Origin of the sequence: Alloyangia pacifica, from assembly GCF_020524285.1 — a bacterium.
Taxonomy (GTDB): domain Bacteria; phylum Pseudomonadota; class Alphaproteobacteria; order Rhodobacterales; family Rhodobacteraceae; genus Salipiger; species Salipiger pacificus_B.
Genome location: NZ_JAIVKX010000019.1, coordinates 46,633 through 72,619, shown reverse-complemented (window position 1 = coordinate 72,619; position 25,987 = coordinate 46,633). Strand labels below are relative to the sequence as shown.

General features: G+C 61.1%; 20 protein-coding genes. 2 read left to right on the top strand and 18 right to left on the bottom strand.

Going from position 1 to position 25,987, the window contains the following annotated elements; translation table 11 throughout:
- Positions 1-188 precede the first annotated feature (188 nt).
- The 3 genes from LC039_RS22595 to LC039_RS22585 form a co-directional block, all read right to left on the bottom strand.
- Entirely contained in the window at positions 189-359 is a 171-nt protein-coding gene (locus tag LC039_RS22595; protein ID WP_226628459.1) for a hypothetical protein, read from the bottom strand.
- 77 nt (positions 360-436) lie between these two features.
- Entirely contained in the window at positions 437-1,015 is a 579-nt protein-coding gene (locus LC039_RS22590) for an OsmC family protein (RefSeq protein ID WP_226628457.1), read from the bottom strand.
- 303 nt (positions 1,016-1,318) lie between these two features.
- Positions 1,319-2,638: an MFS transporter gene (locus tag LC039_RS22585; RefSeq protein WP_226628455.1), complete on the bottom strand. Its 1,320-nt coding sequence runs from the start codon at positions 2,636-2,638 to the stop codon at positions 1,319-1,321.
- A 616-nt stretch (positions 2,639-3,254) separates the two neighbouring features.
- Here LC039_RS22585 and LC039_RS22580 point away from each other — a divergent pair.
- A complete protein-coding gene (locus tag LC039_RS22580) occupies positions 3,255-5,177 on the top strand; it encodes a DUF3604 domain-containing protein (protein ID WP_226628453.1) in 1,923 nt (640 codons plus the stop codon).
- 787 nt (positions 5,178-5,964) lie between these two features.
- On the opposite strand, the gene LC039_RS27105 is transcribed toward LC039_RS22580, so the two are convergent.
- On the bottom strand, positions 5,965-6,543 hold the full coding sequence (locus LC039_RS27105) for an NUDIX domain-containing protein (protein WP_226628451.1): 579 nt from the start codon (positions 6,541-6,543) through the stop codon (positions 5,965-5,967).
- A 413-nt stretch (positions 6,544-6,956) separates the two neighbouring features.
- Entirely contained in the window at positions 6,957-7,556 is a 600-nt protein-coding gene (locus LC039_RS22570; protein WP_226628449.1) for a hypothetical protein, read from the bottom strand.
- Between the two features lie 1,048 nt (positions 7,557-8,604).
- Between LC039_RS22570 and LC039_RS22565 the strand changes: the two genes are divergently transcribed.
- Positions 8,605-10,077 carry a hypothetical protein gene (locus LC039_RS22565; RefSeq protein WP_226628447.1) on the top strand — a complete coding sequence of 491 codons (1,473 nt, stop codon included), beginning with the start codon at positions 8,605-8,607 and terminating at the stop codon, positions 10,075-10,077.
- A gap of 694 nt (positions 10,078-10,771) precedes the next feature.
- On the opposite strand, the gene LC039_RS22560 is transcribed toward LC039_RS22565, so the two are convergent.
- From LC039_RS22560 to LC039_RS22500, 13 genes are all read right to left on the bottom strand, one after another.
- A complete protein-coding gene (locus LC039_RS22560) occupies positions 10,772-12,616 on the bottom strand; it encodes a calcium-binding protein (RefSeq protein ID WP_226628445.1) in 1,845 nt (614 codons plus the stop codon).
- A gap of 1,220 nt (positions 12,617-13,836) precedes the next feature.
- Complete coding sequence (locus LC039_RS22555) at positions 13,837-14,040, bottom strand: hypothetical protein (RefSeq protein WP_224917755.1); 204 nt, start codon at positions 14,038-14,040, stop codon at positions 13,837-13,839.
- 87 nt (positions 14,041-14,127) lie between these two features.
- Entirely contained in the window at positions 14,128-14,475 is a 348-nt protein-coding gene (locus LC039_RS22550; protein ID WP_226628443.1) for a DUF6527 family protein, read from the bottom strand.
- Entirely contained in the window at positions 14,475-15,236 is a 762-nt protein-coding gene (locus tag LC039_RS22545) for an N-acetylmuramidase domain-containing protein (protein WP_226628442.1), read from the bottom strand. The genes LC039_RS22550 and LC039_RS22545 overlap by 1 nt, the downstream gene beginning before the upstream one ends.
- Before the next feature lie 228 nt (positions 15,237-15,464).
- Positions 15,465-16,721 (bottom strand): hypothetical protein, encoded by a 1,257-nt coding sequence (locus LC039_RS22540; protein ID WP_226628440.1) that lies wholly within the window; start codon positions 16,719-16,721, stop codon positions 15,465-15,467.
- Between the two features lie 165 nt (positions 16,722-16,886).
- Positions 16,887-17,501: a hypothetical protein gene (locus LC039_RS22535; RefSeq protein ID WP_226628438.1), complete on the bottom strand. Its 615-nt coding sequence runs from the start codon at positions 17,499-17,501 to the stop codon at positions 16,887-16,889.
- A 92-nt stretch (positions 17,502-17,593) separates the two neighbouring features.
- Positions 17,594-19,870 (bottom strand): hypothetical protein, encoded by a 2,277-nt coding sequence (locus tag LC039_RS22530; RefSeq protein WP_226628436.1) that lies wholly within the window; start codon positions 19,868-19,870, stop codon positions 17,594-17,596.
- Positions 19,871-19,879: 9 nt separating this feature from the next.
- Positions 19,880-21,961 carry a fibronectin type III domain-containing protein gene (locus LC039_RS22525; protein ID WP_226628434.1) on the bottom strand — a complete coding sequence of 694 codons (2,082 nt, stop codon included), beginning with the start codon at positions 21,959-21,961 and terminating at the stop codon, positions 19,880-19,882.
- The gene (locus LC039_RS22520; protein WP_226628433.1) at positions 21,951-22,394 is read right to left on the bottom strand and encodes a DUF6950 family protein; all 444 of its coding nucleotides are present in this window, start codon (positions 22,392-22,394) and stop codon (positions 21,951-21,953) included. The genes LC039_RS22525 and LC039_RS22520 overlap by 11 nt, the downstream gene beginning before the upstream one ends.
- Positions 22,387-22,974, bottom strand: coding sequence for a hypothetical protein (locus tag LC039_RS22515; RefSeq protein WP_226628431.1), 588 nt, complete (start codon positions 22,972-22,974; stop codon positions 22,387-22,389). The genes LC039_RS22520 and LC039_RS22515 overlap by 8 nt, the downstream gene beginning before the upstream one ends.
- Entirely contained in the window at positions 22,971-23,630 is a 660-nt protein-coding gene (locus LC039_RS22510; protein ID WP_226628429.1) for a hypothetical protein, read from the bottom strand. The genes LC039_RS22515 and LC039_RS22510 overlap by 4 nt, the downstream gene beginning before the upstream one ends.
- A 23-nt stretch (positions 23,631-23,653) precedes the next feature.
- The gene (locus tag LC039_RS22505) at positions 23,654-25,678 is read right to left on the bottom strand and encodes a hypothetical protein (RefSeq protein ID WP_226628427.1); all 2,025 of its coding nucleotides are present in this window, start codon (positions 25,676-25,678) and stop codon (positions 23,654-23,656) included.
- 1 nt (position 25,679) lies between these two features.
- Positions 25,680-25,985, bottom strand: a complete 306-nt coding sequence (locus tag LC039_RS22500; protein ID WP_226628425.1) for a hypothetical protein — start codon at positions 25,983-25,985, stop codon at positions 25,680-25,682.
- Positions 25,986-25,987 lie beyond the last annotated feature (2 nt).

The window sequence follows — 25,987 nt, the reverse complement described above, 5'->3', positions numbered from 1 at the left end:
GGTCAACTCCAGTGCGGTTTCCCGAAGACTGGACCCGCCGCGTTTCACCCATGCCTCGGGCAACGGGCGTTCGGGTTTCGAGTGTTTCAGCCCGGCCCGGCGGTCCGGAACGCGAACGGCCCGCAGCGCAAAGGCGGCGGGCCGTCGGGGGAGGTCGGGAGGCAGGTCAGAGGAAAGGCAGGCGGGCCTCAGGCGGCCCTTGCCAGCGAGGCCTCCTGCTCGGCCTGCGGCTCAGCGTCGTCCAGCAGGCAATTGCGGTCCCACCAGTTGCGGAAGTCGGCGAAGGTGTCGCGCAGGGCGACGCTGTCGAAGCCGGAGCCGTAGCTGGGGGTCGCGGCGGGAGCGTGGAAACGGGGCATGGGGGGCGTCCTTTCAATGAGGGGGTGGCGGGGTTGGCCCGCGCCCCGGTCGGCGCGGGCGGTCTTGCTGGGGAGGTTCATGCGGCCATCTCGACCGATACCGGCACGCCGTTGCTCAGCACATCGAAGACGGCGGAGCGGGCGACCGACTGCTCGACGATCTCGCGCAGCTTCTCCTGCGGGGCGTCGCCGCGGATGCTCACCGCCATGCGGACGCCGGTGAAACCGTTGCGGGCGGACTTGTCGAGGCCGAGGATGCCGTTGAGGTTGATGTCGCCCTCGATTTTGGTCTCGACCGCATGCAGCTTCACCTGCCGGATCGAGGCAATATTGCCGATGCCTGCGGTGATGCAGGAGGCCAGCGCCGCCAGCAGCAGCTCGACCGGGGTCACGCCGTTGTCGGCCCCGCAGAGCACCTGCGGGTGGTCGCATTCGACGGCGTAGTCGCGGCGGTGCTGCATGTCCTGCATGGCGCCGTGGAAGCCGGTGAAGGCGGTCCGGCTGTGCGTGCCCGAGAGCCATTCGCCATCGGCGCGGAAGGTGAACTGGGCGATCTGCGGGGTCTCTCCCACCACGCCGAGCGTGGCGAGGAAGGTGGGGACGTCGACGCCGTTCATGGCGGTCTTGGCGGGCTTCTCGAGGGTTTGGGTCGTCATGGCTGAACTCCTGTCCATTGGGGGCTGGTGAACTCGTCGGGCGCTGTGCCCTTCCGATGGACAGAAGTTCTGACGGCCTCGCGTTTCAGGCCGATTGCGCGGGCTGTTTCATTCGTTTCACGCGGGGAATTCCGACCTCGCCGCGCGCCTTACGGCCTTGGAATGCGCTGCGGGAGCTTTAGGGAATTGCACGTGCCCCGGCCCTTTAGGCGCTGACCTTGGCGTCCGAGACACACGAGGACGCCGGCGGGCAGAAGACCCTTCTGGAAGGATAGCCCCCGTGAGCTGCCTCCCGTCTGCAACTCAGAAGCGCGTCGCCCAGCGGGGATGCGCGTCGTCGATCACCAGCGCATGGCTGTGACGGCGCCCGTCCCGCAGGTGCGGATGGTCAGGCGGCAGGTTTTCGTGGCTGTGCGCAACCTCGGTAGGATCGCCCGCGGGCCAGAGACGCAGGGCGAGCAGGATCCCGGCCCCCGCCAGCAGCGCGAGGACGAGCAGCGCGGGTACCGCTCCGAAGCGGGTCATCAGCCAGCCCGAGAGCGGATAGCACAGCAGCCAGCAGGCGTGGCTCAGGGCGAATTGCGCGGCAAAGAGCGCCGGGCGGTCCTCGGGGTGGGCCGAGCGGCGCAGCAGGCGCCCGGAGGGCGTCTGGACGGCGGAATAGCCGAAGCCGACCAACAGCCAGGCCAGTAGCAGCACGCCCCAGTGCAGGCCCGACGTCAGGATCGCGGCCGCCAGCCCGAGCAGCGTCACCACCATCAGCCCGGCCCCCACAAGCATGACCGGTCGGTCCGGCAGACGGTCGAGCAACCGCGGCAGCAGCAGCGCCGCCGCCATCGACCCTGCGCCGAAGGCGAACATCGTCCAGGCCAGCGCGCTCTCGGATAGGCCGAGCGTGCCGCGCACAAGCACCACCGAGTTCACCAGCACCATCGCCCCTGCCGCCGCGACGGCGAGGTTCAGCGCCAGCAGCCCGCGCAGGCGCGGCGTGGCGAGGTAGATGCGGATGCCGCGGGTCGTGCGGTCGTAGATGCCGCGCGGCTCCGAGGCCCTGGGGCTCGGCAGCAGCACCGAGACCACAAGCAGCGCCGAAGCGATGAAGCCCGCGAGCGTGCCGAGGAACAGCGTGTTGTAGCTCATCACCGCCAGCAGCAGCGCGGCCAGCGTCGGGCTGACGATGTTCTCGAGATCGTACGCGAGGCGCGAGAGCGAGAGGGCGCGGGTGTAGCGCGCCTCCTCGGGCAGCACGTCCGGGATCGTCGCCTGGAAGGTCGGGGTGAAACCCGCCGAGGCCGATTGCAGCAGGAAGATCAGCACGTAGACCTGCCAGGCCTCGGTGACGAAGGGCAGCATCAGTGCACAGGCGGCGCGCACGAGGTCGAGCGCCACCAGCAGCGCGCGGCGGTTCACCCGGTCCGCGAAGGCCCCGGCGATGGGCGCGATCCCGACATAGGCCACCATCTTGATGGTGAAGACCGTGCCCAGCACCATGGCCGCGCTGTCGCCGGCGAGATCATAGGCCAGCAGCCCGAGGGCCACGGTGGCAAGGCCAGTCCCCAAGAGGGCCACGACCTGCGCAAGGAAGAGATGCCGGTAGGTGCGGTCTTTCAGGATGTCCAGCATGAGGACCTCAAAGGAAGCAGGTGAGGGCCGTGCGCTCGGCCCCGTCGTGTCTGGGGCCGTCCGCGTCGAGGCCGTGGTCGACATGACCTTGGACGAGCGGCTTTTCTGCGGTTTGCCGCGCATGTCTAACCGAAGCCAACCGCGTCCCGATATTGAGGTCCGGACGCGCCTCCACTCCCGCCCCGATGCCCGAGCGTAGCGCCGTTTCGCAAGGGTTCAGCCCGGCTCCGGTCTTGGCGTGGCTTGAATGGCGATGTGGCTTTGTCATGCTCAAATGATCTCCCGCTAGGGGCGATCTGACAAGATGCTTGCAACGGTCCGCAAGCAGGCGCGCAACACGGCAGAAACTCCCTGGGCCCGAAGGGGTGACCTAGCCTCGAACGCGACACTGCCGCCCGCAACCAGACCCGGGACGAGACCTCCAAGACAAAAACGCTGGTCATCAGAAAGCGTGGCGGTGCGGTCGTTTCATGCGCCAGGATCACGATGGCGGAGCCGACTTCAAGGGCGGCACCCACCCTGCATTCGTTCCTCGGCATGCGAAATTGTGGTAAAGGCATACCCGTGGGTTTCCTGGTTCTTCTTTTCGGTTTTGGTCTTGGGGAGGAGATATCCAATGCCGCATTTCTTCAATCATAGATACGCCTTATCATTTCGATACGTGCTGGCGCTCGGCGCCGCGCTCCAGCCGCTTTCCGCGTCCGCGCAGGAATACGCCACCGAGCAAGCCGACACCGAGGTCGTGCTCGCGCCCGATGCCTTCTCGCCCTATGCCGGGCGGAATTTCCCGCAGGCGCCGCTGTGGGGAGACTCGCATCTGCACACCATGGTTTCGGTCGATGCCGGCACCATGACGCGCCTGTCACAGGAAGACGCCTACCGCTTTGCCCGCGGCGAGGAGGTCACCACCACCCATGGACTGCGTGCCAAGCTCTCGCGCCCGCTCGACTGGCTGGTGATCTCGGACCATGCCGAGATGTACGGGCTGATGCCGCAGTTGCTGTCGGGGGACGCACAGGTGTTGGCCACCGAGCAGGGACGGCTCTGGTACGAGGCGCTGACAGCGGGTGACGCGCAGCGCGCCTTCGACACCGCCATGGAGATCGTCGCCTCGCTGTCGGGCGAGGAGCCGCCGATCGACAACCCCAAGGCCATCAAGCACGCCTGGGAGAGCTACACCGCGCTCGCCGACCGCTACAACGAGCCCGGAGTCTTCTCGGCGATCATCGGCTACGAATACACCACCGAGGGTGCCAACAACCTGCACCGCAACGTGCTGTTCCGCGACGATGCGATGCGGGCAAACCAGACCCGGCCGTTTTCGCAGTACGACAGCAAGAACCCCGAGGATCTCTGGACCTATCTCGCCGACTACGAGGCACGCAGCGGCGCCGAGGTACTGGCGATCCCGCACAATGGCAACCTGTCGAACGGGCGGATGTTCTCGCTGAACGCCTACGACGGCTCGGCGCTGACCGAGGAGATCGCGCAGATGCGGGCGCGGTTCGAGCCGCTCTACGAGCCGACCCAGATCAAGGGCGACGGCGAGGCGCATCCCTTCCTCAGCCCCGACGACGAGTTCGCCGATCACGACACATGGGACGCCTCGAACCTCAACGGCACCGAGGTCAAGACGCCGGACATGCTGGCCGGCGAATACGCCCGCGAAGCGCTGAAACGCGGCCTCGACATCGAGCGCGACCTCGGGGTGAACCCCTTCAAGTTCGGTATGGTCGGCGCAACGGATTCCCACACCGGCATGGCGACCGCGCAGGAGGACAACTTCTTCGGCAAGCACTCCGGCGTCGAGCCCGAACCGCACCGCTGGGAGCACGTGGTGATCGAGGCGCCGGATCCCGCGCTGACCATCTACGGGTGGAAGCAGGCCGCCGGCGGCCTCGGCGCGGTCTGGGCTACGGAGAACAGCCGCGCGGCGATCTTCGACGCGATGATGCGCAAGGAGACTTACGCCACCACCGGCTCACGCATGACGGTGCGCTTTTTCGGCGGCTACGATTTCACCAAAGCCGATACGATCACCCGCCTGCCCGCGGATGCCGGATACGCCAAGGGCGTGCCCATGGGCGGCGATCTCGGCCCGGCCCCCGAGGGCGTCGCACCGAGCTTCCTCGTCGCCGCGCTGAAGGATCCGATCTCTGGCAACCTCGACCGCATCCAGATCGTGAAGGGCTGGATCGACACCGAAGGCGAGACCCACGAGAAAGTTTACGACGTGGTCTGGTCGGGCGACCGGGCGCCGGACGAGACCGGCAAGTTGCCGGACGTGGGCAACACCGTCGATGTCGCGAATGCCAGCTGGACCAATTCGATCGGTTCTCCCGAGCTCATCAGCGTCTGGGAGGATCCCGATTTCGACGCGGCGCTGCCGGCGTTCTACTATGCGCGTGTCATCGAAATTCCGACACCGCGCTGGACGGCCTACGAGGCCAAGAGGTTCGGCGTCGAGATGCCCGAAGACGTGCCGATGATCACCACCGAGCGCGCCTATACCTCGCCAATCTGGTACAGCCCGATGTGATTTCCTTGGCGCAAATGACGGAGCGGGCGATCAAAAGGCAGCCCGCTTCGCCACGCCGAAGTCGCTTGCTGGCATGCTTTGAAGGGGAAACGTGGTATCAATGGAGAAATGGCGCACCCGATAGGACAACGCTGCACGGAGCAATGAAGCTACTTAGCGCGCTTAGTTCCAACTTTGGGTGCAACGTGCCGTCAATGGGTTACGAGAGAAGTTCCAACTGCAAAGCGCGCTAAGGTATTGAGAAAATGGCGCACCCGAGAGGCGCCTACTGACCAGCAGGCCAACTTTCGCGTTTCTTGTCCTATCATTGCCTCGAAGCCGAAGTTCGATGTTAGCAATGCCCGCTGAGCGATCTCGCGATGCGCATGGCGGGAAGGTCCGCTTCGCCGGCCCCTGCGGCTCGAGGCGAGCGGCAATTTTGGGATGGCTACTGCCGACTGCCGCGCTTTGCTCGAGCCGCAGTCAGGAGGTGGACCTAGATCGTGCGCACCTCTTGGCTCGGTCGGCAGCGCGCTGGAAGCGGACCTGGCTCCGCTGAATTCGTTTTTCGAAAGCTGCCGTTCAGACGGAGAGCAGCGATCGGCCCCTCCGAGCCCAAACTGCCCGGGACCGTGCCGTAGCTTTGCTGCGGGTGCATTCGTCCGGATCCAGCCCAAACGCGACCTTAGTCTAAAGCAGCCGAAGCCGATAAAGCTGACCCTAATCGCGAGGTCATTGGGCAACCGACGCGCCGACTGATCAGAAATTGAAACGATAGATTTGGATTGTTGGGGGAGTAGCGATCACCTCATCGTTGGACGCGAAGGAAATCTTCTGCAATAGGAGAACCCTTATGTGCGATCAGTTGCATTACCGCTGCGATGCTACGTGAGTCCATTAGGCGTCCCGACCGAATGAGCTCGAGTAAGTTGCTCGCGGGGAACTTTAGAATTTCAGGCTGCTGCGGTTCATCGCCGACAGCGCTCCCCGAACGCAAATGTTCAGCGAAAAATATGCACGTCGTCGCATTCGAGTGTCCTGGTTCATCGAATAGGCAGCCAATGTACGTCAACGATTTTGCCCGGCAACCTATCTCTTCAGCCAATTCACGGTCAGCTGCGGCACGCGCGTCTTCTGAAGACTCTATGCGGCCGGTTGGAAATTTTAGGACGGAGCGTTCTGTTCCGGCTCCAAATTCTCGAATCAGCCAGACGCCAGATTCCAAATCGAAAGGAATTACCAAAACAGAGGCGGGGTGTTTTGGGGTGATCTTGTCTAGCTCATCGAGTGCGCCACTTTCTCGGCCGAAATCGACAGTTATTGATTCGAGTGTTAGGATTTTCCCTTCACCTAAGACTCTACGGAATATCACCTTTGGTATGTTCATGGGGCTGAAATCGGGCGAAGGGAATGCCCTACCTCTCGATCTCTAAGATACTTCTTAGCACTTCTTCATACTCCTCAAGTCCCAGATAGAAGATGACTTTATCTCTCCGGTCTGCTTGGTGAATTGGAGTTTTCGCCTCGGAAATTAGATAGGCGCGTATCCCTAGCGCATGCGCAAGCCCAAGCTCATAGTAGCAACTAGGCCGCTCTAGCGATAAGTCAGCGACGATAAAGTCGGCAGCACGAAGTTCTTGAAGGGCTTCCTCGAGATGGAAAGTTTGCTCTTGCACCGAGTAGCTTGGAAAGTGCGCGGCCAGACTGGGGCAGCTTAGCGCCTCCAATATGTTGAGCTTATCTCTGTGGCTGGGATCCGACCCGATCGGCATGATTACACAGAAGAACCTATTTCCTGAGCTAGTCATCAGCGCTACCCGGCGCGACACCTTCAATAGCTGGAATGGTGACGACTGATTCCCAATTCCAAGCGGAGAAAAATATTGCGCCAATTATAATCGATACAAATAAAATTCTGAAAGCTCGAGGGATTAGGTACTCCATGTTTGAGGCTCTTAAAGCAACAATGTTAGAGCGGTATACTTCCTCAACTGCGTTTGCTCGTTGGAGTGATTCCCACTCTTTTTCGAAAGGGCGAAATGAAATTCTAGGATCGGCCTCGGATTCCCCGAACGCAACGCGGGGCGCCATGGAGTTCAAAACATCAAACTTTGCGTTATTGAGGGCCTTGTAATCTCTGATCTGGCCAATCCACAAAGTGCAGTACAGTGCCGCCATCAAGCTTAGAACAATAACTGCACCAACAGACATCAATATGAAGCTGGGCCTCGCCAGGCTCCAGTTTATTATTACTGCCACTGCCACCAGTATCGCCACACAAATGGAATAATTCCATCTGTTCGACTCAAGCCGTCGGTCGGTCACCTTCTCAGTTGACTCGTAAAAGAGCTTAAATTCCTCAAAAGCTGCTTTGGTGAACTTCTCTGGGTCGTCGCTCATCTCTGCACCTGCTTTGGTAGTGTGCGGTCCTTCAGTCGCCCACTTGGGCTAGAAAATTGGCGGCAAGCCGAAGGACCTCTGCTAGCATGGCCCACATATGGGCGTCTTGGAAGCGGGATCAGGCGTCTTTCGCGCGACGCCGGCCAGAATTCTCATGTATATTCCGCTAGGGCACGAAGGGCCGATCGCATTATTCAGCCTGAACGGCAGCTTTCGGGTCGCAGCGCGAGCAGAGCGAGGTCCGCATCCTGCGCATTGCTGCCGCTGCTCACAACCAACGCTGCATGCGAAGCGAACGGCAGGAAGGTCCGCATCGGCGGCGCTGCGGCAAGGCGCAGCGAATGGCGGGTTTAGGCTCCCGGATTTGGAGCGGCCTTGAACGACCGCTAACGTGATTTGCGCTGCGGCGCAGAACCCCGCTTGCTGCGGCTGCGAGTAATTCCTTCGTCATACTGCAATTGCACCAGCTAATCGCCGGATGGCCGGAAAGTCCCGCTCCTCGCTCGTCCAATGGTCTTGGGATGAAGGTCCGCTTCACCGGACCCGGCGGCGCGAGGAGAAGGGCAAGTTTGGGCTGCCTCCTGCCGACTGCCGCGCTTGGCTCGAGCTTCAGTTAGGAGGTGGACCTAGATCGTGCACACCGCCTGGCTCGGTCGGCAGCAAGGCGCAGCAAGCGGGCCTCCAACGATTAGCCCATCACCAGCAAGAAAGCGCAGTTGCTGGCGGCCGCCGCGCTGCACTGGAGGACCACGCAGAATATCTACCCTCCAGATGAGTATTTGAAGAACAGTTGTCTCGCTGATTGCAGTGGAGGTTAGCTAAGGCTGCTCCAATACGGACAGATAAGCAGTGGAGAAAAAGCGAAGCTAAGCGGTTCACACTTCGCTTTCTGAACCATCACCTAGGCACGTTCGCACCGAACCGACACGTTCGATGCAAAACTGCCGTTAAGTCAATCAGGACAGGGCAAGGCTGCGCGATCATAATGCCCTCCGAGCTAACTGCATCGGCATAGTGATCGGTGCTACGATCAATTGGAAATCAAAAGATGAACCCAGGAAAGCTTCTCGCTGTCATCTTCTTCGTTCTCTCACTCGCCGCCATCTTTGGCGCAATTCTCTTTGGCCTGAGTATTGTGATGGAGGTTCCGATCGAAAAGGGTGATTCTGGTTCGTACAATTTTTTGCAAGGAACGCTGGGGCTCGCGATCACTTCGGTGGCTTCTGTCGTTGCCCTTCTCCTTGCTGTAAAGTCCCTCCAGAGCTCGGATAGGGAGATTACGGCTGGAATCATCGGATTGCATGACAGCGAGATATCTGAGCTAATAAAGAGTGCTAACAATGCGCAGGACAAGCTGCGCGATTTTATCGACGCCTGCATCGACAACATGCATGCAGGCCGGGCTCTACGTTTCGCAATTCTTGCCAAGGCGAGATCGAAGACGCAGATGGGACAATTTGCCCCCGAAAAGTATGAGAATGATGAGATATTTTCAATCGAGGACCTGGGGGATCTAGACTGGAGAGTTTTAGATGATGATTTGAGGGAAAAGATCTGCCAATTTTCGGGCGAAATTCAGGAGTCCCTTGAAGCTTCACTACAAGAAGCGTCTGCAAAATTTTACGGCAGCGAAGATAAACGTTTCAGCTCCAAGACCGGCTGGGGCATATACGAACTGGACAGCTACCTTCGGAAGAGCGCTAGGTTGTTAGTTATTGAAGAGACTGGCAAATGGCGTGATTTCGACGAGGCGGCTTCAAAGTATTTTGAAACCTACCAAATTTGCAGGAACGCCCTTGAGGAATTTACTACCGCTTTGATCGGCGCCGAGTCCGGACTTTTTCATCGTGTTCTCTCAGAATCATTCGATCAGCTGATAGATGGAGAACTAAAGTATACAAAGAGCATTATTCTTCAGGAGAGAATTGAGTTCGCTTCCTCACTTACCTGTAATTCGAAGGACTTCCCTAGTGCAGATTTTGACCTAGATCGTTATCTTTCACTTCAAGATCTACCGGAGCTATTTGACCTCCTTAGTCCAATTTCCCTCTTGAAATTCGGCAATATCAAGCGGAGCATTATTGAATATGGCCTCACAAAGGAACATTTGCGCCGCCGCCTCTATCTTGGCAGCGACATACTTTTTAGAGGCCCAGACACGCCAGAGAAGTTAGGGAAAATTTTGGCACCTACTCTACCCGTTTCCTGCGAATATCAAACGGGTCGGATCGATGGCGTGGAATGGTGGCGCCCCTTCAAGACGTTTGACGGGATGGCGCAGGCATATTCTCTATTTATCGCCGAGCCCAGGGCACACTATGACGAAGTGTTTTCGAGTATCATCCCACTTCTCGTGCGCCTGATTGCCCCGGCCCGCCTCGAAAAAATTTTAACGGAAGAGGTTATAGGATATGGGTTGGATCGGCAAATGGTCGAGAAATACTCGCGTGTCAAGCTGAGCGCACTATATACTTATGAGGTATTTGGGGACACGCGGAAGCCGTTCGAGCATTTTCTTTAGATGGATAAATGACCAACCGGTGCCTCGTCTGCGGGATGATCACTCCCTTACCTCATGCCGCGCGTTGAGCAATGGAGTGGTGAGCCCGCCTCGTCGGCTAATGCGCCCCGGTCGTCCGTCTGCTATGGGCTGACTGCGACCATGCGGATCGAGTCCAGCAAACCCGGATAGACCGCCGCCTTCGGAGGGCCACGTTTCCCGAAATGTCAGGCGTTTGTTCGCGTTCTGAGCGCGCTTTGGACCCGTTTCAGAGGCTTTGGAAACGCCAATCCGGACCCAAACCGGGCCCGGAGCCCCGCTTCAGACGCGGCGGCGAACCTCCTCCAGCGCCTCAAGCATGCTCGACGCTTCGCCTGGGTACTCCGCAGGCACGGGCTCAAGAACTTCTGAACTTACCAAAAGGCCAAAATTTCCCGCAAAACTAACGCCATTATGGAACTCGGGCCGAACAACCGGTCCACATGATACCAACGACTTACATCGCATGTGGACCACGATTTCCTACACGGTTCCGGTACCAGCGAGGCCATCTCTCAGACATATCGACCACGCTAGGCATGAAGAATGTAGCCTCAACCCTTGCCGCCAGCGGCGCTGGCGACTGAGGATATGAGCGCGCTGCTTCACCGGAATGCATTAAGCGGAAGAACTTGCGCTCACGCACTACGCGCTATCCGCATGGACGCGAGCGACCTTAGAGAACCCAATCGTCGATATTCACCGTTTGGTCCGAAAATTGAAGAATTTCGATGTTCGAGAAACGGTCGAACCCGTCAGATTCAGAACCACCCGAGTGATTGATCTGATAATGTCCATCTAGGCCAGTCAAATCATATTCCGAGCGATTTCCGCTAAAGACAAGCGTGTCGATACCGTTTCCGCCATCTATGGTGTCTGCGCCCCGGCCACCGATAATAGTGTCTTCCCCGTCTCCCCCGACCAGATTGTCGCTTCCATTTCCGCCATCCAAGAGATCATTTCCCTCTCGCCCTTCCATGTAGTCATCGCCCGCATATCCGAACAGACGGTCGTTACCTGATCCATAAGCATAAATCCGGTCATCCTGCATCGAACCCCTGAGAAGGCTCTGCCCAGAATACGATGAGAACATGTAGACGCCCGATCCAGAAACTTCGCGAGCATCAAAGTGGCGGATGGTCTCCCCAGTCCCGATGATTGGGATGATTGTGCCAATGCTATCACTGTCTTCGACCGAAACGTTGGTGCCAACCTGGGAAATTTCGACCCTTGCCGAGATCGACGAATCTACGGCCGAGCCAGAGACAAACAAGGTGTGGCCCGACACTGAGGCGTCCAAGTTTAAGGGTGCTGAAGAAATCTCGACCACCTGGTCGCGGAACTGCAGAAACTCGATGTTGGCGAACGTGTCGAGCCCGTCACTCCCTGTTCCGCCGATGTGGCTTATTTCGTAGCGTCCACCTGCAGTTTGCACATGGTATTCTGAGCGATCTCCACTGAGCACCAGAGTGTCGATACCATTCCCCCCATCTATGGTGTCTGCGCCTCGGCCACCAATGATGGTGTCGTCTCCATCTCCGCCGCTTTGTTTGTCGTTTCCATTGCCGCCATCCAAGAGGTCGTTCCCCTCTCGCCCTTCCATGTAGTCATCACCCGCGTAACCGAAAAGACGATCGTTGCCAGATCCATACGCGTAAATCCGGTCATCCTGCATCGAACCCCTGAGAAGGCTCTGCCCAGAGTACGACGAGAACATATAGACGCCCGCTCCAGAAACTTCGCGAGCATCAAAGTGGCGGATGGTCTCCGCAGTCCCGATGATTGGAATGATTGTGCCAGTGCTATCGTTGTCTTCGACCGAAACGTTGGCGCCAACCTGAGTAATTTCTACCCTCGCAGAGGTCGACGAATTTGCCGCCGAGCCAGAGACAAACAAGGTGTGGTTCGAGACCAAAGCGTCCAAGTTCAAGGGCATCGACGAAATTTCGACCGCTTGGTCACGAAACTGCAAAAACTCGATGTTGGCGAACGTGTCGAACCCGTCTTCTCCCGTTCCTCCGATGTGGCTAATTTCATAGCGCCCATCTACAGCTTGAATATAGTACTCAGAGCGATTTCCGCTGAGCATCAGTGTGTCGATACCGTTTCCGCCATCTATGGAGTCTGCGCCCCGTCCACCGATGAGAGTGTCGTCCCCGTCTCCACCGACCAGATTATCGTCTCCATTTCCGCCATCCAAGAGGTCGTTTCCCTCTCGCCCTTCTAAGTGGTCGTCGCCAGCATAACCAAATAGGCGGTCATTTCCTGATCCATAGGAATAAATCCGGTCATCCTGCATCGACCCTCTAAGAACGCTCTGTTCAGAATACGATGAGTAAATGTAGACGCCTGCCGATGTGACGTCACGAGCATCGAAGATGCGGGCGGTCTCTGCAGCCCCGACAATAGGAATGACTGTGCCGATGGCATCGTTATCTACGACCGTAATATCTTCCCCGATTTGGGTGATATCAACCTTGGCATAGGACGAATAGTCCGCCGCCGAGCCGGAAACAAACAAGGTGTGTCCATTAACTCTTGCCGATAACATACTGACTTCACTCCACTCAACTATGACGCCGACAATGTCACTGCCGTGCCGCATTAGCCACGCTGAGGTTGGAGTCCGCAAGTCCGGACACGGCACAAAAAAACAAGAAAAATTCCTTGACTTTCCTTGCGGCACACCGGTGAAACAGATCAACCTCGGCCGGTTCCCGGGAATCCGAAAAGTTCCAGATCGCCAGACCAGGGGTCGGGCACGCCTTGATTGCCAAGTTCAGCACTCTGGCTCACCAAGCGGCTATACATCGCCCCCCTGGGGCCGGCATCAGGTTCTCCCGTCCGTCGCGGAAGAAGAGAGCACACCCTCAGGAGAGAACGCCTCCCCCCGCAGAGCAAGAGAAGTAGCCCAAGCAGCCAATAGGAGCGGTGCAGTCCATTACGGGGTCATCACAGAGCCCAGACCAACAAAACAGCTAGTAGCGCTACAGGGATCACAAGCACCGCCACGTAGGTACTTTTCCTGTTCCAAATCGTCGTTGGCTGAAAACAACCTCCGCACTGACGGGCGCCAAAGCGCATTTGGTGACCGCAGGCTTTGCAACTGAAAAATCTTCTTGTGTTACGACTCATGCACCTCACCCAAAGACATGAAATCAATCGACTAAGGCGTAGGGGCTTACAAACGAGCGAGCAAGCGTTGCCGACGCAACCCTGCGGTTTCGATGCTCAATGCGACCGTGATGCTAGTTTCTAGGATCGCAAGCTGATGAGATTTTCAACCATACGATCATCTTGCGAGCGCCCTCGGTCTTGCCCCACCAATTTCGGAGCAACTGAACCGGCCCGAAGATCAGCTCAATCGCTTCCAAGTTTCTTCTAGAGCTTCGTCCAACCCCGCCGCATAGCCCTGCGCAACTGGCGGCACTTGGATCGCCCACTCCCAGCTAAACGCCGGATCAGGAAGATGGGATGTGTGCACCCTCCCCACCTGCTGCCCGTCTTTGAGGACGATCCAGTCGTTGTCACCGTCAGTGCGACCTGCAATTACCGTACGCTTTCGTGTCCACATGAGACGCACATAGGAGCTGCGGCCTAAATGAAAAAGCCCCGGCCCGAAGGCCGGGGAGGTCCAACAGGGACAGCTCAGCAGGGTTCCTACTGTGCCTTGCAGCCCGAAGGCCGCTGCCGGGAAGCGCCCGGCGCGCATCAGGCAGAACGCCCGATTTCAAAGGCGCGCTATTTCACGCCCCATTTTGCGAAGATGCTGCCGGACAGGCCGACCGCGACGACGATGGCCCCGACGAGCGTGGCGAGGTCAATGGTCAGCACCCCGTCCGCGTAGCCGATGCCCCAGCCGGGGAACGCGGCCACCAGCGCCGTGAGCAGCGGGGAGAGGATATAGAGGGCGAGGCGAACGTAGACGTTGTTCAGGGCGTTCATGGTCTTGTCCTTTCAGTAAGCGGCACGCAGCCGCGGAGAGGACCAGCGCGAGGCGCCAGTCGGTGATCGGGAGGAAGCGGACGCCCATCAGGGCAGATCGAGGTCGGGGAGATCGACCGCCTGCCCGGCCAGCGCATGGCTGCAGTCGTTCAGAAACTGGATGCGCCCCTCGCGCACGAAGCTGTGGCAGAGAAACGGCGCGGGCTCGAATGGTTCGCCGCGCATGATGGCCGCGTGCTGCTCATCAGTGAGCCGCTCGGTTCCCTTGACCTTGATCGACGGCGAGAAGGTCGGCGTGTCCGGGTTGCAGTTGTAGCCCCACCGCGGGCCGGGGCCTTCCCCGACTCCGACCTGGTGCATCATCCGGCAGCCGGGGCACATGAAGGCAACCATACTGCCCTGCAGCGAGCGGAGCTTGCGACCGAGCCGCGCCATCACGCCGCCTCCGGATAGGTTGTGTCAGGGATCGCGTCCCATTTCAGGAAGGCGCTGCGCAGCTTCGTGTGATAGCCGTGCGTGGCGTAGCTCGGCCCGTTGTAGCCGCGCGCGAACCCGGCCCAGTCGTGGCGCCGCAGCTCGTCGTCCAGCCCGGCCGCCACGATGTAGTCGACCAGCCCTTGAAGCTGCGCAGCCTCGTCCTCGGCAAAGGCCTCGACCATGGCGCGGGCGCTCGGGTAGCCGATCATCTCGGCATTGAAGCCCATGATCTGCCCGAGCCCCCAGCTGCAGGACCGCAGCGCGGCCTCCTCGTTGATCTTGATGGCCGCGAGCAGGCGCGGGTAGCTGTCCTTGGGATAGGCGCGCGTGCCCCAGCTCTTGTAGGCGAGCCCCTGCGCCACGGCGCGGTCACGCTCGGCCCCCGGCCCCAGCTCGCGGTAGAAAACATGCGGCTCATAGAGCTGCGTCACGCGGTCCTGCGAGTCGAATCCCGAGCCCCGGGCCTCAACCTCCATCACCGCATGCAGCTCGTCCTCGCCCAAGCCGATCTGCGCGCCGATCCGCGGCAGGTCGATGTCATCGAGGCGCTTGGCGGCGCCGGTGAAACGCGGCGGCGCAATGGTCGAGGTCACCTGTCGGCTGGCGAGGTAGTCACCCGCGGCCCCGCGCGTACGCTCGCCGAGGATCCCATCTTCCGGGCCAGCATCGAAACCAAGCTCGTTCAGCGCCATCTGCAGTGCGCGGATTTCGTCTCGCATCACGTTGTCCCATGCTAAGAGACCCCGCATCTGCAGGGCGTTGGTTTTCAGATTTTCTGAAGGTATTGTGCTGCGAGAGTTCGAGCCCCATTCAGGGCTCGAAGCGCATGCCACTTCATTTGAAAGAGACTAAGATGACCGAAATGCCGTGGTGGGGCATCCCCGCGATCTATACCCTCCTATTGGCCGCCGAATTCAAACTAGGTTGGGCCGAAAAGGAACTGGAGGTCACGCGGCGGCAGGCAAATGCCGGCCGCCTCGGCCTTCTTCTGGCTCCATGGATTGCGTACTACGCTTGGTACTGAGTTCCTTTGCGTCCAGTGCCACGCATAGAGCCAAACACCATCCGATGATGTACGGCGTAGGGGTGAGCCAAAACCCGCCCTCGCCGAAACTCGACACCAGGTATCCGATCATTCCGGCCTTGTAGGCCCGGTACCGAAACGGCTTCAGGACCGACAGATAGAAGCCGTAGAAGAGGACCAGAGCGAGCAGCCCGTAATATTGCGCGATGCTCAGCGCTAGCACCTCGAAGATTGTGAGGATGTTGCCCCCCATTTCCCCAACCACGAAAATCATCGGATCGTTCAATGCGCGATCCCACCAGAGGCCTGTCTTGTACCAGCGCATATTGGTGGTCAGGTCTCGATCGAAGAGCCGCGAATTCATCAGCTCTATCATCCCGCAGTTGTTGCATTGCGAGAGCAGCAGGATAACCCCGACCGCAACGATCACCCCGAGGATCGGCATGTAAATCCACAGCCTGCGCAGCGCGATCGCGAGCAGGAAATCCACGATCGCGAGCGCGATGTAGGAGGATGCGGATGCCGAAAAGATCACCACGACATGCAGCACGGCCGCCGCGCAGAAGATGACCCACATTCGCTTTTCTGCCGCCATGATGATCGGGAAGATCATCACCAGCGTCAGGCTGAAGATATTGCCGTTCTGGTAGGTGCCAAAGACTTTCGCGACCCCGAGGGCATGGATCAGGTTTGAGCGCCGCTCCACTTCCTCGAAACTTTCCTCGTAATTTGCCGTGAGGTGCTGGATCGCGACCGTGTCGGCACCGACCAGCATCTGCAGCACCGAGTAGGCGAGCAAGAAGTAGAAGGCCCATTTGGTCGCGGTTAGCGCCCGGTCCGTCATTTGCGGCGATCTCATGAAGAAAAACGCGATCCCGAGCCCGGTGACCGGCAGATAGTTGAACACCAGGCGAGCCATGCCCCGCATGTCGAGTGCCTCGCTCCACAGAACATGGTGCACCCATGTCAGGGTAACCCAGAGCAGCAGCGCCAGTCCCCAGATCGACTCGGAGCGGCCAGGGTGGCGCAAGGCCCAGAGCCAGCCCAGAAGCGCGACCACCTCGCCGACAGGGACCGAGATGTAAAGCGGCACCCCCCCGGGAACAACGCCGGCCTTGGGGAAGGCGATCACGAAGATGGCCAGAAGTGTGACCGCGAGTTTTCCGACATGGATTTTCATGGCACCCCTAGAGCAGGCTTTCGGACTTCGTTCAATCTACGGATGCAGGCGCATCCGGAAACCACAGGCCCGGATCACCCCGGCTGCACCCTATTCAGGCACGCGCTGAGATGGAAGCCATTTCCCAAAGACCGCGCGACAGGTCGCCACCGGTGGTCGCGTATGTCAGCCGAGGAGTTGGTAGGTGACCACATCCGTCCGATCCGGCACGCGCTTGCCCGCGCAATCGTAGTCGAGCACAAGGTAGAGCTCGATCCGCCCGGGGATGAGGTTGCGCGGCGGAACCATCTCTACCCGGAGCTTCTCGAAGTCATCGCCGATCTGGCGCGACACGCCGCCCGGATGGCGCCGGGTGCCCGCCAGCGGCACGTTGCGGCCATCCGTGAAGAGCGGCGTCCAGTCCCGCAGCCGGCAATCCTTGCCGAGACGCGTGCGCGCCACCGTGAGCCACAGCACCACGTTTTCGCCGACACTCACCGGCTCCTCGACATAGGAAAGCCCCTGCGGCTGGCGGATCACCCGATCCTCACCGGTCGCGCGCCTGACATCCTCGCCGAGCTTCTCCACCTGGTCGGCGAGCTTCGCCACCGTTCCCTCGGTCGCCAGCCCCTCGATCCCCAACTCATCCTTGACCGTCGAGACGATCCAGCCGCGATTGTAGGAATAGAGGCCGTAGAGCATGGCCAGCATCATGGGCGTGACCACTGCCCCGAGCCAGAAGAAGTCACGGATCAGCCCGATGATCGTCCGCGTGCGCGGCATGAAGTCCGCTTTCGTCATGCTGCCCCCATTGCAAAATAAAGCCCGCCAAAGCGGGAGGCACTGGTTGATTACAGATCGGCGCCGCCCGGGACCGCCCCGGCTCACCGTGTTCAGCTGTAGACGTAACCCTGCACCCGCACCGACTTGAGGCGGCTGCCTACCGGCGCGTTCGTGATCTCGGCCTTCCCGAGCAATTCATCCTCGGTCTGGTCGAACACGCTCACCTGGTAGCCGAGCGTCCGCGCAGTGTCGGCCGCAGCATCGGAAGCCGCCGCGGTCGATGCACTCGAAATGCTCACCAGCTGCGCGGCTTCCGCCGTGCTCGAGTTGTAGGCGAGCTGCTTGAGGATATCGACGGTGATGGCCGCCCCCGCAGTGTCGCCGCCAGCGGCGAAGTAGCCATAGGCCGCGATACCCACGAGCGAGACGAACTCATCGAGCTTCTTCATCGCGATAAGATTGCCTGCACCATCGTCCTGCAGGTAGGTCAGCGTCCCGCCGTTAGCGGCCCCGATCGTCAGATCGCACGCGAGGGCTTGATACACCCGCTCCACGTACGTTCCGAAATGGATACGATCGCCCTGAATGCTCTCGCCGATACGCTTGGCAATGTTCGTCTCGACCGTCTGACCCCGCCGCAGATCGCACTCGAGGTCGGCGGCACCGGTGAGGATCTTGTAGGTCGCGGCGCAGTTCGGATCATTCACCCGGCGGATGTCGGCAAAGGTGCCGGCCAGCTTAACCGCAGCTTCGCTGCAACTCACCCCGGTCACATCCTCGATGACGCTGCGTTCCGCGGCGGTGAGCGTCCGGCCCTGTGTGTTTGCAACGCCCACGGCATATTTTGCCCCCTCAATGTGGATGCGCCGTGCACCGCTGTTCTTGGAGCCGTTCACCGTCACCCCGGTCGAATTGCCGTTCGTTCCGACATTGTAGGCCCTCACGCCCTCGATGAAGCAGTCCTCGCAGAAGTTCATCGAGGCCACGTTGTTGTTGGTGGTGTCCGCCGATCCTTTGTTTGCCTGCGCATCCCTGATCGTGCAGGAGGTCGAATTCGCGATGAAGCCGATGCTGTAGTAGCAGATCGTCTGGTCCGGCGTGTCGACGAAGAGGTTCCACGCATGGCAGTCGTGGCATGAGGGAGTCGCCGGCGCAACATCGGAGCCGATGTTGAGAAGCTGCGTCCAACCATCCCCCCAGATGTTCCAGGCGGCACAGCCCAACGCGTTAACCATGTTGATCGCATAGCCGCCCTGAAGCCCACCCTCGTGCAGCGCGGTAATGCGCAGATCGTGGATCGAGGTATAGCGCGCCTGAACCGATCCGAGGTTGTCGCGCAGATACTCCCCTAGTCCAAGCTCGGCAAAGCCGCTGTTCTCGGGGTTGGTATAGGTCCCCGCCAGGCCAAGAGCCAAGCCGTTCTCCCGGTTCTGCTCACGACTCGAGCCAATGACGAAGCCACCACGGCGGGTCCTCGCGAACGTTGGGTCCACAAAGAACAACTCGTCAGATGGGCCTGATCCGTAAATCTCGACCGATTTGTCTGCCGTCCCCGCGAAGAGAAGATAGCCCGAGCGGAACCGGCCACGATGTCGGACTTTCGCGCCAATATTTTCGGCAGCGATGATACACGCCTGCATCTGGGGATAGCTGTCCACCCCTGCCCCATCAGCGGCGCACTCGACAGCCGCGAATTGCTGGTAGGTCAGTTCACCCGACGCATTCGGCACCGCCTTCAGGAGAACATCACCTTCGGTGATCAGGTGGTAGTCCATAGCACCAAGCGGAAGCACGTCATACGCGTATCCTTCCTTCGTCGACCAACGATCACCAGCAGCAACGTTTAGAGTGACCGTCTCACCATTATGCGACACACTGTTCGCGCCGTAGTTGATCGTGCTGTCAAGGAGCTGCTGCACGCTGTCGAAGCCTGCCCCCGTCCCAACCAGGGCCAGCAAAGCGGCGCTGTTCGCATCCTGCACCGCCTGCATGGCGTCTGCCGCCGCCGCCAGCGCCTGAGCCAGCGCATCCGGAACATTTGGTACGGGAGCCGGGATCGCCAGGATATCAGCGAGGTCGACAGGACCTGCACCGCTGATCGCGATGACACCGAGGCGCCCAGGCACAGGCAATTGTGTCCACTGGTTACGGTAGATATAGCCGACGTCATACGTGGTCTGCAGGTCTGTCGAGGCCGTGCGGATAAGCTGCACAGAGATCGACCCCTCCTCGACGGTGGCAATGATGGGGCCCGGGAGCGCGAGCGCGTCCAGGTCCGCATCCTTGTCCCACGAACGCAGAGTGAAGATGATGTTCGCGCCATCGGGCATCACAGAGCCATCGGGCAGGAAGATGCTGCCCGTCACGGTCGTGCGGAGAAATGACATGGGTGCCTCTTAGGTGACGGTGAGGGAATAGGAGCCCACGGGCGCGCCTTCGACGCCTGCAGCAGTTATCGGCACCGCCCAGAAATAGGCAGCGCCGGCGGCCGAGCTGGCCGTGATGTCGAAGGCAGCAAATGAGCCAGCCGGCACTACGCCAGTGATGTAGGACGCCAGTGCGAAATCATTGGACGCGGCGCGGTAGATGATAACGCCGGCGGTATTTGTGCCGGCGGTGCCGGTGACGTTCACCTCGCCAACGTCGGCCGTCGCGCTATCCACCGAGAGGTCGCCTGGCGCAGTGCCCGAGGCAGTGACCACATCCGGCGTTGCCGCGATCCAATCGCCGTTGCGCGTGGCGCTCTGGTTGCGGACCTCGACCACGTAATCGGCCCCGGGCACCAGGCCGGTGAAGACCAGCGAGGTGTCATCCTGCGTCTGCGTGAGGACGATCTCGTCGCCGTTGATGTCGGTCAGGCGGGCGCGCTGCTGGTAGATTTCGTCCTGAGCATCCCAGCTAACGGTGATCTGCCCTTGCGCGCTGCTGACCGCCGTGACGCCGGTCACGTCATCGACGCCATCATCGAGGCCCGTGACTTCCGTGATCTCGGGCCGGTCTGGCTCATCGGTCACCGCGTCGAAATCGAAGTCGGACGCCTCGATCGATTGCGCGGTGATGTCGAACGTACCGATGCTGGTGCGGGCCAGCTTGCCTATCTCGAAGACGGCGTCGATCCCAGCCTCGGCGTGCTCGATTTTCACGAAGCGCTTGCCGATCAGCTCGTAGCCGATCATCCCGATGGAGCCTTCGAGCTTCCAGCGCGCCCTTTTCATAAGGCCGATGCGTTTGGCCACGCGCTGCGCCTGGTTGTGGTTGTCAATGGCGAAGAGCTGCGGCGTCTCGCGCACCCGGCGCTCCACCTCGGTGAAGACGTAGGCCCCGCCTTGGAACTCTCGGTAGTGGTTGTCGGGCTCGGTGTATTCTGGCGCGATTTCGGTGGGCGCGCTGCTGCCCGTCTGCCCCTCGCTCGGGCTCAGGCTCCAGAAGTCGGTATCGGTCAGCGTGACATCCGGCGCGATGTAGCGGCCCACGTAGAAGCCCGCCCTGCCGTCAGGACGCTCATAGAGGAAGCCATCGCAAGCGGCGCAGAGCTGCGCGCGCTGGGTCTCGAAGTCCTGATCGTCCGAGATCACAGTGTTGATCGTCCAGCGCTTTTGCGTGGTCACGCCGTCGCGCTGCAGGACATCCTCGTCACAAACATCCGCCTCAATCGCGACGTCATCCCAGTCCACCTCGATGCCCTGCACCTCAGTGAGCCACCACGCGAGGATCAGCGCGGCGTTGTTCGTGTAGCCGGTGCTGTCCGTGCGCGGATCGTAGATCCCGGTGTAGCCTTCGAAGACCGGGGCATAGGCCCATATAATCTCGCCGGGGTAATACTCGGTCAGGTGCTCGGGATTGCCCGGCGCCTTGCCGCGCACCACGCATCCCGAGAGGCCCTTGAAGTCGTGTGCCTCGGTGAGCTGCGGGAAATTCGCGTAGACGTCCGGATGCAGCGACTGCCCCGGCGCGCCGAGGAACGGCCAGAGCTTGCCCTTGCCGCCCACATCCGGCTGGCTGATGCTGTTGTCGTCGCCGACGTTGATCTCGGTAACCGGGCGCTCGTCGATGTAGTGCGTGACGATGCCGTTGATCGGATGCGCCGCGATCACGCAGATGTTGTAGCGGTACTTGCCCGACTTCTCGGTGAAGCCCAGGAAGCCGCCGTTGCGCACCTTGCCGAGCGCGAACTGCGCATATGTCACCGGCTGCGCCGAGTTCCGCATCTGCACCGATGGCTTGGCAACCGCCGCCGCAGGCTGGAGCGACTGCGCAAGAAGTGAGAGGCCGATGCCAATCGTCGCGTTGATCACCGCGCCGCCGATGGCCGATGCCGCAAAGGTTGCCCCGGCAGTTGCCGCCGCGAACGCTCCACCTGCAGCCGCAACGGTCGCGGTGCTCGCCCCGGCCGCGCCGAGGACAAAGCCCAACGCCTGAGGCGCATGCACCGGCTGTGGCAGGGACAGAGCCGTGGAACTGCGCAGGTTATTCCGCATAGCCCAGCCCCCAGATGGCGAACGGCTGCACGATCCGGGCATCGAGGAAGGTCACGCAGTCCCTGCCCTTGCTGATCCACTGCCGGCCGTTCCAGATCGCCCCGATGGGAAACCGCTCGCCGTAGCGCGCGCAGACAGCCACGTCACCGCGCGACTGAGCGTCTACGCGGGGCAGTCCGCCGATGGTCGCGAAACAGCGCTCGTAGGCCCCCACAGGGTCCGTCACAACGCCGAGCAGCTTCTGGCAGCTCGCCGGGCTGTCATACATGCCGCGCACGTGCGCCATCGGGTCCGCGCCCTTCACGCGCCACACCCAGTCGGCGACGGTCGTGCCGCAGTCCATTTCGCCCCACTGGAACTCGCGCAGATTCCAGCGATTCATCTCCTGCATCAGCGCAGGCACGTGAACCTCGGCGGGGATGATGTCAGTCATTCCAGACGGTCCCCTTGAACTCGCTGGTGGGAAGAAACTCGAGCGAGGGATTGCTCTCGCCGATCAGCTCGGCGTGCCCCTCGGTGTTCATGGCGATCCGGCGCGCGGTGCGGCGCTTTTCACTGTAGGCCTCGAAGCCGACCCAGATTTCACGCTGCAGCGGGCCACTGAGCGTCTTGCCCATGGTCCGCATGGTGCGCCGGGCCCATTGCAGAGGCGGCGCGGTCGGGGCCGAGAACTCGTGCGGCCCGGCCAGCGGCTGCACGAAAAAGTCGATCGGGCGCCCGTCGAGATAAGCAGCTCCGTATTCCTTCAGGCTCTCGATCACGTTGGGCCCGTCTGGGTCCTGCAGGAAGGCCATGCCGACCTTACCCGCCGGCGCCAGGCCGTTGATCGCGCTTTCCATCCCCGAGAGCGTGAGCAGCTGCGAGCCATACCAGGGACGCCCAAGGCTGTCGGTGAAGGTGCCATCGGTGCCGATCATGAAGCGCGCGATCCCGTCTGGCGTGTCGAGCGCCACTAGGTCGAGACCCCACACGACAGGGTCGCGCGGGTTGAAGCTCTCTGGAAAGAAGCTCATCGGGTCAGAACCTCACGGAATTCGATGCTTGGAGCGCTGACGCGATCCAGCCCGTAGCCACCCCGACCGGCCATATCGGTCAGGACTTCGAAGCGCCCCGTGCCGACGAGGCTAATAGAGTCACCTGCAGAGATCGGCGCCCGCAGCGGCATCTGCACGCCAAGCGCGAATGTCGCGCCGCCCTCGTAGCTCACGTCGGTGACACCCATCGGCCAATCGTCTGCACTGATGATCTGACCAACCGCGGGCACAAGGTCGAGTTCAGTGACGGAGATGCGCACAACGTCGGAGCCCGCGGGTGCAGCGCTGGCTGCCGAGACGGTCGGAACCGCTTGCTCGCTGAAGTCCCCAAGGAAACCACTCCCGACAGGAAAGCCGAAGCCGAGCGAAGATGCCATCTTCTGGGGGACAACGGTGCGGTCGAAGATCGCCGGATCGATCATCGGCAGGCGGTAGATGCCCGCCCTGCCCTGCGCCGACCAACGCAGAGCGCGCCAGCGTCCGATGATGGCCGGAGGCTGCACCAGGGACAGCGCGCCGACCCACCGCGGGAACCGGTTGTAGATCACCTGCGAGGTGTCAGCCGTGCTCTCGGCGCCGGGCTGCCCGCGCCAGTCGATATCCCAATCGATCTCTGTTGCGGTCAGCAGGTCCATCGGGATGGAAACCAAAGGACGGCTCATCCAGGAACACCTCTCTCCTGATATGCGGCCGCGATGTTGCCGAAGTTCTTCTGCTGCGCCCGCGCCGAGTTGAGCACCATGGGCCCCGCCGTGTTCTGGCTGATCCCGACGACGCGGCTGTCGAAATACGGGCTCGGCACGATCTCCACGCGCGCCATTCCCGCCTGCCCGGCATCTCGGTCGAGACTGCGCAACTGCTGGTGCGGGATGACCTGCGACCCACGCGGAAGGTTGACGAGCTCGCGCCCCCGCTCACCTACCCATGCGAGCCCGCCCGGGTGATTGTTCGTGCCATTGGCGTAGCCGGGAATGCTGCCGGCGATAGCCGTGCCAAGTGACGAGGAAATGCCGGAGAAAAGCGCGTTGCCGACGTTCGTCAGCAGCATGTCGCTCAGGCTGGATAGCACGCTGGAAACTGCTTCGCCCATGGACTTGGCGCCAGTCGCGATGCCCTTGAAGGCATCTGTGAGGCTACCACGAATGGAGTCGCCGGCCTGCTCGGCGCGCTGCTCAAGCTCGGTCAGCTTTTCCTTGGCCTTCGCACCAGCCTTATCGGCACCGCCCTCGCCTGCACCGCTGCCAGAGCCATTCAGAGCCTGGTCAATCCGCGCGGCTGCATCTGCTGCGCCGCTGGCATCATCTCCCGCCCCCTGCATCGCTGAACGAAGGGCCGCGACACTCTCAAGAGACCCCGTCATGCTCTTCTTCAGCTCGTACTGTCGATCCAGAAGATCGCCGTAGGAATTATTCAGCCCAGCGAGGGAAGCATTGAGCTCAGCGACGGCAGCAGCCTCATTGCCCCCCTCTAGACCCAGCGCCTTCCCAAGCGACGTGCCCGACACATCGTCGAGGAACTTTCCCCATTTCACGCCCATGTTCCCGACCATCGAGGACCAGTTGAAGGAGATATCGTTGAACACCACGCGCAGCGATGTAACCAACCACTCGCCCCCGATCTTGATCCGCTCCCAGACCTCGAGCGCGACGTCCTTCAAAAGACTCATCGCCTCACCGAAACCACCCGAGGCCGAGACCAACCGTCCGAACTGATAGACCAACTCGCCAGCACCAACGATCAGGGCACCGACACCAGTTCGGATCAGCGCACCTCGGAGGAAGGAAAGCGCGCCAGCGAGCGTCATGGTTGCAACCTTGGCCGCGATCATGCCGCCGGCCAACTGAACGCCGAACACCCCCACTGCGGTGGCACCGTATGCTGCCAGGCGCCCGAGGTTATCGACAATGGTGTTGAATGCGGTCCGCAGCGGCGCGCCCTCGACCGCCAGCGAGCTGAATGCGGTCGCGAGGCCTTCAAGCACCGGCGTCATTCCCCGAGCGATCTCGTAGGCAATTCCTTTGAAAACAAGGCCGATTTCGGAAATCGCCACCTGCGTGCGCCGCATCGACGCTATCGTGTCGCTGTCGAGCACCGCGCCAAGTGCCTCGGCGCGATCCCCGAGCCGATCCATCTCCGCCCCGCCATCCTTGAGCAGCGGCAGCATCATGGTCAGGTCCGACGCCATGGCCTCGAGGTAGAAGGTCATCTCGCCCTGGCTGACCCCGGCCTTCTGCAAGCTGTCGATGTAGAGCTGCAGCGCCTGCGGACCCGAAAGGTTGCGGAATTGCTCAGCGGTGACCCCGACCTTCGGCGCGATGTTTTCGAAGAAGTCCGCCATCGGGCCGCCGCCGGTGGACAGGAAGTCACCGACGCGGTCATTCACATCCTTCAGGATATCGGCAAGCTTGTCCTGTTCGATGCCGACGGTCGAGGTCGCAGCCGCCCACTTCTGGAACTCTTCGGGCGCCGCATTCGCAACGCGCGCGAACTGCTGAATCTCGTTCGCGCCCGAGATCACCTGGCGGGTGATCGCCAGCATTGCGGTGCCGGCCGCCGCCGCCATACCGGCGACGGCAGCACTGACCGCCTTAAACTCGGCCTTCGCCCGCGAGAGCCCTTCATCGAGCTCCGAGGAATCCGCGCCAAGAATGACGCGCAGCCGTCCGATGGTGGTGTTTGCCATGTCATTTCCTTTGGCGTGCGCGCCATTCGGCAAACGAGACTTTCGGCAGGGCCGAAGACATCGCTGCCAGATTTGCTCTCAGCTCTTCGCGGGAGGTCGAAGCGCTCCGCCTGCGCAAGAGCTTCTTCAGGCCAGGTATCTTCTCCGCCCGAGAAAGCTTGGCCGTGAGCCAGGACTGCCGGACGAAAAGCTCTTCTTCACCTTCCATGCGGCGGCGGGCGCCGCGCATTTGGTAGAGGAATAGCCGGGGAGTCAGGGACCAGAACGCCGCGGGATCGAGCCCCGCGGCGACATAGTCCTCGAGCATGT

Coding starts and splice junctions, on each gene's coding strand:
- LC039_RS22595 (WP_226628459.1), bottom strand. CDS start 359: ATGCCCCGTTTCCACGCTCCCGCCGCGACCCCCAGCTACGGCTCCGGC.
- LC039_RS22590 (WP_226628457.1), bottom strand. CDS start 1,015: ATGACGACCCAAACCCTCGAGAAGCCCGCCAAGACCGCCATGAACGGC.
- LC039_RS22585 (WP_226628455.1), bottom strand. CDS start 2,638: ATGCTGGACATCCTGAAAGACCGCACCTACCGGCATCTCTTCCTTGCG.
- LC039_RS22580 (WP_226628453.1), top strand. CDS start 3,255: ATGCCGCATTTCTTCAATCATAGATACGCCTTATCATTTCGATACGTG.
- LC039_RS27105 (WP_226628451.1), bottom strand. CDS start 6,543: ATGAACATACCAAAGGTGATATTCCGTAGAGTCTTAGGTGAAGGGAAA.
- LC039_RS22570 (WP_226628449.1), bottom strand. CDS start 7,556: ATGAGCGACGACCCAGAGAAGTTCACCAAAGCAGCTTTTGAGGAATTT.
- LC039_RS22565 (WP_226628447.1), top strand. CDS start 8,605: ATGAACCCAGGAAAGCTTCTCGCTGTCATCTTCTTCGTTCTCTCACTC.
- LC039_RS22555 (WP_224917755.1), bottom strand. CDS start 14,040: ATGAACGCCCTGAACAACGTCTACGTTCGCCTCGCCCTCTATATCCTC.
- LC039_RS22550 (WP_226628443.1), bottom strand. CDS start 14,475: ATGGCGCGGCTCGGTCGCAAGCTCCGCTCGCTGCAGGGCAGTATGGTT.
- LC039_RS22545 (WP_226628442.1), bottom strand. CDS start 15,236: ATGCGAGACGAAATCCGCGCACTGCAGATGGCGCTGAACGAGCTTGGT.
- LC039_RS22540 (WP_226628440.1), bottom strand. CDS start 16,721: ATGAAAATCCATGTCGGAAAACTCGCGGTCACACTTCTGGCCATCTTC.
- LC039_RS22535 (WP_226628438.1), bottom strand. CDS start 17,501: ATGACGAAAGCGGACTTCATGCCGCGCACGCGGACGATCATCGGGCTG.
- LC039_RS22530 (WP_226628436.1), bottom strand. CDS start 19,870: ATGTCATTTCTCCGCACGACCGTGACGGGCAGCATCTTCCTGCCCGAT.
- LC039_RS22525 (WP_226628434.1), bottom strand. CDS start 21,961: ATGCGGAATAACCTGCGCAGTTCCACGGCTCTGTCCCTGCCACAGCCG.
- LC039_RS22520 (WP_226628433.1), bottom strand. CDS start 22,394: ATGACTGACATCATCCCCGCCGAGGTTCACGTGCCTGCGCTGATGCAG.
- LC039_RS22515 (WP_226628431.1), bottom strand. CDS start 22,974: ATGAGCTTCTTTCCAGAGAGCTTCAACCCGCGCGACCCTGTCGTGTGG.
- LC039_RS22510 (WP_226628429.1), bottom strand. CDS start 23,630: ATGGACCTGCTGACCGCAACAGAGATCGATTGGGATATCGACTGGCGC.
- LC039_RS22505 (WP_226628427.1), bottom strand. CDS start 25,678: ATGGCAAACACCACCATCGGACGGCTGCGCGTCATTCTTGGCGCGGAT.
- LC039_RS22500 (WP_226628425.1), bottom strand. CDS start 25,985: ATGCTCGAGGACTATGTCGCCGCGGGGCTCGATCCCGCGGCGTTCTGG.